The 7,036-nt window shown below is 32.2% G+C and carries 6 protein-coding genes; 2 read left to right on the top strand and 4 right to left on the bottom strand.

Annotation, left to right across the window (positions count from 1 at the left end; all coding sequences use genetic code 11):
- Positions 1 to 88 precede the first annotated feature (88 nt).
- The gene (locus tag KJI70_03185) at positions 89 to 430 is read right to left on the bottom strand and encodes a hypothetical protein (protein MCP6718515.1); all 342 of its coding nucleotides are present in this window, start codon (positions 428 to 430) and stop codon (positions 89 to 91) included.
- 194 nt (positions 431 to 624) lie between these two features.
- Here KJI70_03185 and KJI70_03180 point away from each other — a divergent pair, with 194 nt between their 5' ends.
- Positions 625 to 867, top strand: coding sequence for an AbrB/MazE/SpoVT family DNA-binding domain-containing protein (locus KJI70_03180; protein MCP6718514.1), 243 nt, complete (start codon positions 625 to 627; stop codon positions 865 to 867).
- A gap of 1 nt (position 868) precedes the next feature.
- Positions 869 to 1,108: a hypothetical protein gene (locus tag KJI70_03175; GenBank protein MCP6718513.1), complete on the top strand. Its 240-nt coding sequence runs from the start codon at positions 869 to 871 to the stop codon at positions 1,106 to 1,108.
- Positions 1,109 to 1,507: 399 nt separating this feature from the next.
- Here the strand turns inward: KJI70_03175 and KJI70_03170 are convergent, their stop codons facing one another.
- Genes KJI70_03170 through KJI70_03160 form a run of 3 tightly spaced genes read right to left on the bottom strand, consistent with a single transcriptional unit; the run spans position 1,508 to position 7,035 of the window.
- Complete coding sequence (locus KJI70_03170) at positions 1,508 to 2,188, bottom strand: serine protease (protein ID MCP6718512.1); 681 nt, start codon at positions 2,186 to 2,188, stop codon at positions 1,508 to 1,510.
- A 4-nt stretch (positions 2,189 to 2,192) separates the two neighbouring features.
- Positions 2,193 to 4,898: an AAA family ATPase gene (locus KJI70_03165; protein MCP6718511.1), complete on the bottom strand. Its 2,706-nt coding sequence runs from the start codon at positions 4,896 to 4,898 to the stop codon at positions 2,193 to 2,195.
- A gap of 40 nt (positions 4,899 to 4,938) precedes the next feature.
- Complete coding sequence (locus KJI70_03160) at positions 4,939 to 7,035, bottom strand: trypsin-like peptidase domain-containing protein (protein ID MCP6718510.1); 2,097 nt, start codon at positions 7,033 to 7,035, stop codon at positions 4,939 to 4,941.
- Position 7,036 lies beyond the last annotated feature (1 nt).

Raw genomic sequence — 7,036 nt, 5'->3', positions numbered from 1 at the left:
CTTTTCATTAACATGAAGTCCTAATTTTTTCAAAGCCTTAATCATTCTACTGTATTTGCAAGAAATATAAAAATCACTCATGAAACTTTTATGGGTTAACACCAACACCTGACTGAGCAAATACAATAGGTTTTCCTAAGAGGTTGGTTGGAATAGATTTTTCCCATTTTTGCAACTCTTTTCTTATTCTCTCAATAGGAAAATAACGAGGCATCAAAGGAATAATACTCTCAGGAATATCAAAATAAGCGTAAACAGCATCGTTCACCATAACAAATAATTCTCCTGCATCTTCCACTTGAGTAAAACATCCCGGAAGATTCAAAATTTTAATTGCGTAGCCCCAATCGTCAGATTTTGTAATTTGAACCTCAAGTTTATCAGGAAGTTGAGCCTGATATTTAATTAATTCTTCAATTTTTTTAACCATCTTTTTAAAAGTTTTTATGCTTTTCTAAAAAGCTAATAGAAATGGATTTCATTTTCATTTTGTTTGTTTTATGAAGCATTGTCAAGGACAAGTCTTTGTCAAGACAACGAAATCAAAGAATTGCTTATTTGACAAGCTCTATATGCCTTGATAAAGTAAGAATGTAAGAAAGTATTACATTAATTACTAGAAATATGGTTACTATAACTAAAATCACAAGCAAAGGACAAATTACTCTTCCAGCTAAATGGAGACGTAATTTTTCTACTAATCAATATATTATTGAAGAAAAAAAAGACAGGTTAGAGATAAAACCACTGATTCTTAAAGAATTGTATAAAAAAAACGAATACACTGTTTTTGATGCTATTCGTGATAATAAAGGAAAGGGAATCAAAGCAAAAGATTTGATCAAAGTTTTAAAAAAGACAGTTTAGCATGGATAAAATAGAAAAGCTGCTTAGAAGAATCAATAAAAAAGACAGAAAAAAACTATTAGGAATTATTACAGATTTGGTTAAGGGCAATACAAAGAGTTTAAATATTCAAAAGATTAGAAATACTGATTTTTATAGATTAAAATCAGGTCATTTCAGAATCATATTCCATTTTTACAATAAAGAGATTGTCATCGATAGTATTAAATTACGAAATAAAGCTACGTATAAAAAACTATAAATACTTATTATAAATTAAAAATCTTTGTTAAATAAAAAAAAGCTCTCTTTTTTTGTACCACAAGCATAGTTTTGACGTCCATTCATCGAACATTTCAACGCGCGCGATTTTTATGTTGTGTGTGCACAAAAGAGAGCTAATAATAGTTGATATAGATGATATAACTGCCAATGAACTAGAATAATGAAGCAGAAAAAAAAGAGGATGGGCCCAAAAAAAGAGACCCGATGGTGGTTACGACTTTATTTCTCTACCTCAGATTTAAAGATTATAATATTAAATAATGCTTGTCAATATTAAATAATATAGCGCTCTAAAGCATAATAGAGTGCAAAGCTAATAACAATCAGAGTGATGATAAGGTCAAAAAAAAGAAAAATACTCCCTTTTTGCATAATTTTAAAAACCGGCAAAAGTTTTAATTACTGAAACAGGAATAGCGCTTACTGCCCCCCAGTAATCTAAAACAGTCAATCCTACAAACTCACCATTAATATTAAACAATGGACTGCCAGCCATGGTTGTTCTTTCTAAAATATTTGTTGAAATTAAATCATTGTCAAAATGAGAAATAATGCCCTCATTAACGCTCCTAATAAATTCATCTATTCCATAAACTGTTCCAACAAGAAACACTCTCTCTCCCATTTCTAATTTATTGAAATCAGCAAAACCAACTGTTGAAACAGTGTCCTGCTCAAGTTTAATCAAGGCTAAATTAAGATTTAAATCCCTTTTTAAAACCTGATAATTTGATGGTCTGCCTTCAACAAAAAAAGTAAAAACTCCTCCTTGAGGCACTAACTCAGCTAAAGTAATCATCAGCCCATCAGAGGTTAACATTAAACCTGATCCTTTAAATATGTTTTCTTTTGTTTGGGTCATCACCCCAACAACTGTTTTTTCAACTTTTTTAGCTGACTCTTTTAAGGCAGTATTTTCTTCAATAGTAATTTCCTGACGTTCAGTCACATAAACAGGTCTTGCAGTGAAGTAAGGGCCAATAACCTGATTAGCGAAGATACCTCCGAAAATACCGAAGATAAACATTATGAAAATGTTTTTAATATCTTTTCTCATATACTTAGACAGAAACAGTTTGTTTTCTTTTTTGCTTAATTTTTATTAAATCTTTTTCAGTTAAAAGGGAAATCTTGTTATCAATAAAATCAATCACAACCCTTTTTTGATTTTTAAATTCACCAGAAATGATTTTTAAAGATAATGGGTCTAAAATCTGCTTTTGAATTACTCTCTTTAAAGGCCTGGCCCCTAAATTAGGGTCAAAACCTTTTTGAGCAACAAAATCCTTTACTGATTCTGTAATCTGAATATCAATATCTTTTTTAGACAATCTTTTAACAACTTTTTCAAATTCTAAATCAACAATTTTTTTAATCTCTGGTTTGTTAAGATAATCAAAGATTATGATTTCATCAACCCTGTTTAAAAATTCTGGCCTAAAACTGTCTTTTAAAGCTGAAAGCACCTTATCTTTTAATAAATCTTTTTGTTTTTGCTTTTCATCACCGCCAATAAATCCAAGTGATGCTTGTTTTGCAATAATATCGCTTCCAACATTTGAAGTCATAATAAGAATTGCATTTTTAAAAGAAGCAACTCTTCCTTTAGCATCAGTAAGCCTTCCATCTTCTAATATCTGAAGTAAAATATTAAAAACTTCTGGATGAGCTTTTTCAATTTCATCAAGCAGTATGACCGCATAAGGCCTTTTTCTAATTTTCTCAGTTAACTGACCTCCTTCATCATGGCCAACATAACCAGGAGGAGAACCAATCATTCTGGAAATAGTGTGTTTTTCCATATACTCTGACATATCCAACCGGATCATTGCATTTTCATCGTTAAACAAGAAACCAGCCAAAGCCTTGGCAGTTTCAGTTTTTCCTACTCCAGTAGGTCCCAAGAACATAAATGAGCCTAATGGCCTGTTTTCTTCAGAAATCCCTGCTCTTGCCCGTCTAATGGCATTTGAGATTGCAACAATAGCTGGTTTTTGACCAATGACACGCCTGGCAATAATATTTTCCATTTTCCCAAGCTTTTTGATCTCTTCTTCAAGCAATCTTGTCAAAGGAATACCAGTCCATTTTGAAACTATTTTAGCAATATCTTCTTCAGCTGCTTCTCCTTTTAAAATAGGGTTATTCTTCTGAATTCTTACCAGTTTCTTTTCAGCAGATTTCAATTCTTTTAACAGTTCTGGAATCTTACCATATTTCAACTCAGCAACTTTCTGAAGATCAGCCTGGGTAATTCCTTTTTCAGCTTCAAAACGAGATTGTTCAATATTGAATTTTAAGTTTTTAATTTGTGAAATTAAGTCTTTTTCTGATTCCCATCTGACTTGTAATGCTTTTTCTTTTTCCCTTAGATCAGATAATTGCCTTGAAATTACCTTAAGCCTGATTTTAGTTCCTTTTTCTTTTTGAATTGCTGTTTGCTCTATTCTTAACTTATTAATCTCTCTTTTAAAATTTTCAAGCTCTACTGGCTCTGATTCAATTTCAAGTCTCAAAGCACTCATTGCCTCATCCATTAAATCAACTGCTTTGTCTGGTAAAAACCTGTCAGAAATATATCTGGCAGCCAGCTGGGCACAAGTAATTAAAGCTGAATCCTTGATTTTTACTCCATGATGAAGCTCATATTTTTCCTTAATTCCTCTTAAAATCAAAACAGTGTCTTCAATTGAAGGTTCTGCAACATAAATTGGCTGAAACCTTCGCTCTAATGCCTGATCTTTTTCAATATATTTTTGATATTCTTTTGAAGTTGTTGCTCCAATAGCGCGAAGCTCTCCACGAGCCAAGGCTGGTTTTAATAAATTTGAAGCATCAATTGCCCCTTCAGCAGCGCCTGCTCCAACCAGAGTATGAACCTCGTCAATAAACAACAAATACCTGGCATCAGCTCTATTGATTTCTCTTAAAAATGCCCTAATCCTATCTTCAAACTCACCTCTATACCTGGTCCCTGCTATTAAAGCTCCTAAGTCCATTGCTATTACTTCTTTTTCTTTTAAACTTTCAGGAACCTGTCCAGCAACAATACGCTGTGCCAAACCCTCAACAACAGCTGTTTTTCCAACGCCGGATTCACCAATTAAAACAGGGTTGTTTTTTGTTCTGCGGGATAAAATCTGCATTAATCTCTTTATTTCATTTTCCCTTCCAATTACTGGGTCAAGTTTTCCTTTTCTAGCTAAAGATGTTAAATTCCTGGCATATTTTTCAATAACCTGATATTTTGTTTCAGGCTTTGGATCAGTAATCCTGTGGTCTCCTCTTATCTTTAACAATTCAGTTACAAATGTCTGGTAATTTAACTTGCCGAATTTCAAAGAATCAGCTTCAGTTTTAGATTTTAAAAATGTCGATTTATCTAAAATCTCTTTTGCTTTTGTATCAGCATCTAAAAGGCCTAAAAATAAATGCTCAATAGAAATAAACTCATCATCCATTTTGCCAGCTTCTTTTTTGGCTTTTTCAAGTACTTTTGCCATATCTTGAGTAAGATAAAGCTGGCCCAGGGTTTGGGGTGTTAAAATTGTAGGAATTTTACTTAAAGATGATTGGATTTTTTTCTTTAAAGCTTCAATATCAATTCCTAGTTTTTCTAAAATATTTACAATAATGCTCTCGTTCTGTTCAAGCAAAGAATAAAGCAAATGCAAAGCATCAATCTGCTGTTGTTCTTTTTTCTTTGCTAATTCCTGAGCATTCATTATTACTTCCTGACTTTTGTGAGTAAATTGACCTCCTATCATATGAAATTATTATAAAGTAAAATTGTAAAAAATCAAGATTTTATTCACTTCTTTCTCCCAATACAACACTTATTTCTTTTTCCTGACCATTGCTTAAAATCTTTAAAATTACTTCATCGTCAGGATTATACTTTATTATTATATTTGCCAAAGTATTTTCAACATTAATTTTTTCCCCGTTGAACTCTAAAACGATATCATTTTCTTTTATGCCAATATTATCTGCAGCTGAACCTGGAAAAACCGCTGCTTCTCCCTGGCTTCCTTTAGCAACCCAAGCACCATAGTCAACCTCCAAATCATTTTCTCTTTGAATATCTTTGTTAATAATTACATACCTTACTCCTAAAAATGGATAAACGATCCTGCCGATTGTTTTAACTTGTTCAATATCTTTTTTCACCTTGTTAACAGGAATAGCAAAACCAATGCTTTGGCCTTCAAGATCAATAGCAGTATTTATCCCTATAACCTGACCTCTAGTATTTAAGAGAGGACCTCCAGAATTACCTTTATTAATAGCAGTATCAGTCTGAATTACATCTTCTAATATTTCGTAAAAATCTCCTCCTGAGGCTGAAATTGTTCTGCCCAGCCCCGATATAACTCCAACTGAAACTGCATTCTGATACCTTCCTAGAACATAACCAATAGCAATAGCAGTTTGACCAATCTGGATCTGATCTGAATCACCAAGCTCTACTTTAGGAAAAAGCTCAAAACTTACTTCTCCATTATCTGTAATTGTTTTAATTTGAGAAATCTTAAGAATTGCCAAATCTTGCAAGGGATCTTTTGCTAAAATATCAGCCTGAAGCTGTCTGCCATCTGAAAGAATAACTGTGTAATCTGCTTCATCATCTAAAACAACATGCTTGTTTGTTAGAATCATTCCATCTTCTGAAACAATAAAACCTGTTCCTCCACCTATTTCTTTTTTCTCAGTTCCTTTCTGCCTGTATTGAGGAACTTTAAAATCAAAAAATGGGTCAAAGAAAAACTCATCAAATGGAGATACATAGTATTTTTCATAAACTGGTAGGTCTTTGGTAATAACAATACTTACCACCGAAGGTGAAACCTTATTGACAACATTTACAACCGCTTGCTCTTGAAAAGTGAAAAGAGGTGATTCTTCTTCATTTGTTTTAGGGGCCTGAATTTCAATATTAATGCCTGAGAAAAACTCTTTGATTTCCAAATAAAAATAACTGCCAGAAATTGCTCCAGCTAAAAAACCGAAAAAAGAGGAAACAACAATAACTATGACTAAAAACCAAGCGGTATTTGTTTTAAAGTCTTTAGTTTTTGCTGACTCTAAAAGTTTCATTCTGCCTGATTTTAATTTAGGCAAGCTAATTGAGGGAAATTTAATTTTTGGTAATTTATATTTTGGAAGTTTATACATGTCAGAAATATTATACAATAAATCAGCTTTACTTTTCAATGAATAGCCAAACTTGTAATTAAAAATATTTGATTTTATTGGGCCTAAAAAAAACATCCAAATAGCTGCCAAACCATATCTTAAATAAGTTACAATCCTTCCATCTTTTTCAAATCTTCGAGCTGATACTAGAACTGGTTTCAAATTAATAAAACCAAATTGGGCTTGTTTCTTTATACGTCTTACATACTCATGATCTTCAGCAAACTTTATTGTTTCATCAAATCCACCAACAAGTTCATGAATCTCTTTTTTAACTAAAATAACATTTGTAGCATGAGCTAAAAATCTCTGGCTTAACCATGCCCATAAATTGTAAAAAGCATAGAAAATCCTGTCTATAATGTTTCCTTTCGGATAAATTTGAAAACTAGCTATGTCCAAATTTCTTCTTTGAAATTTTTCAACAAGGTTTTTTAAAAAATTCTCAGGCAGAAAAACAGCATCAGCATCAATAAATAACAACAAATCCCCTAAAGCAATTTTAGCACCTTCATTCCTTCCTTTTGCAGGCAAACCGCCTTGAGTAGTTTTACAACCAAAAGCTTTAGCAACTCTTAATGTGTCATCTTCTGAATCAGCATCAGCAACAATTATTTCATAGTCGTCAAAATCCTGCCTTTTTATTTCTGCAAGAAGCAAAGGAAGATAATCTTCTTCGTTTAAAGCTGGAATAATGATACTTAACATA

Source organism: Patescibacteria group bacterium (assembly GCA_024238995.1).
In the GTDB taxonomy this organism is placed as follows: domain Bacteria; phylum Patescibacteriota; class Minisyncoccia; order Minisyncoccales; family JANBVM01; genus JANBVL01.
The sequence above is the reverse complement of the archived record's forward strand: the minus strand, read 5'-3'. Positions and strand labels throughout refer to the sequence as shown.

Excerpts from the sequence above, each read along its gene's own strand:
- KJI70_03165 (MCP6718511.1), bottom strand. The coding sequence starts at position 4,898 with ATGATAGGAGGTCAATTTACTCACAAAAGTCAGGAAGTAATAATGAAT.
- KJI70_03160 (MCP6718510.1), bottom strand. The coding sequence starts at position 7,035 with ATGTTAAGTATCATTATTCCAGCTTTAAACGAAGAAGATTATCTTCCT.
- KJI70_03175 (MCP6718513.1), top strand. The coding sequence starts at position 869 with ATGGATAAAATAGAAAAGCTGCTTAGAAGAATCAATAAAAAAGACAGA.
- KJI70_03185 (MCP6718515.1), bottom strand. The coding sequence starts at position 430 with ATGGTTAAAAAAATTGAAGAATTAATTAAATATCAGGCTCAACTTCCT.
- KJI70_03170 (MCP6718512.1), bottom strand. The coding sequence starts at position 2,188 with ATGAGAAAAGATATTAAAAACATTTTCATAATGTTTATCTTCGGTATT.
- KJI70_03180 (MCP6718514.1), top strand. The coding sequence starts at position 625 with ATGGTTACTATAACTAAAATCACAAGCAAAGGACAAATTACTCTTCCA.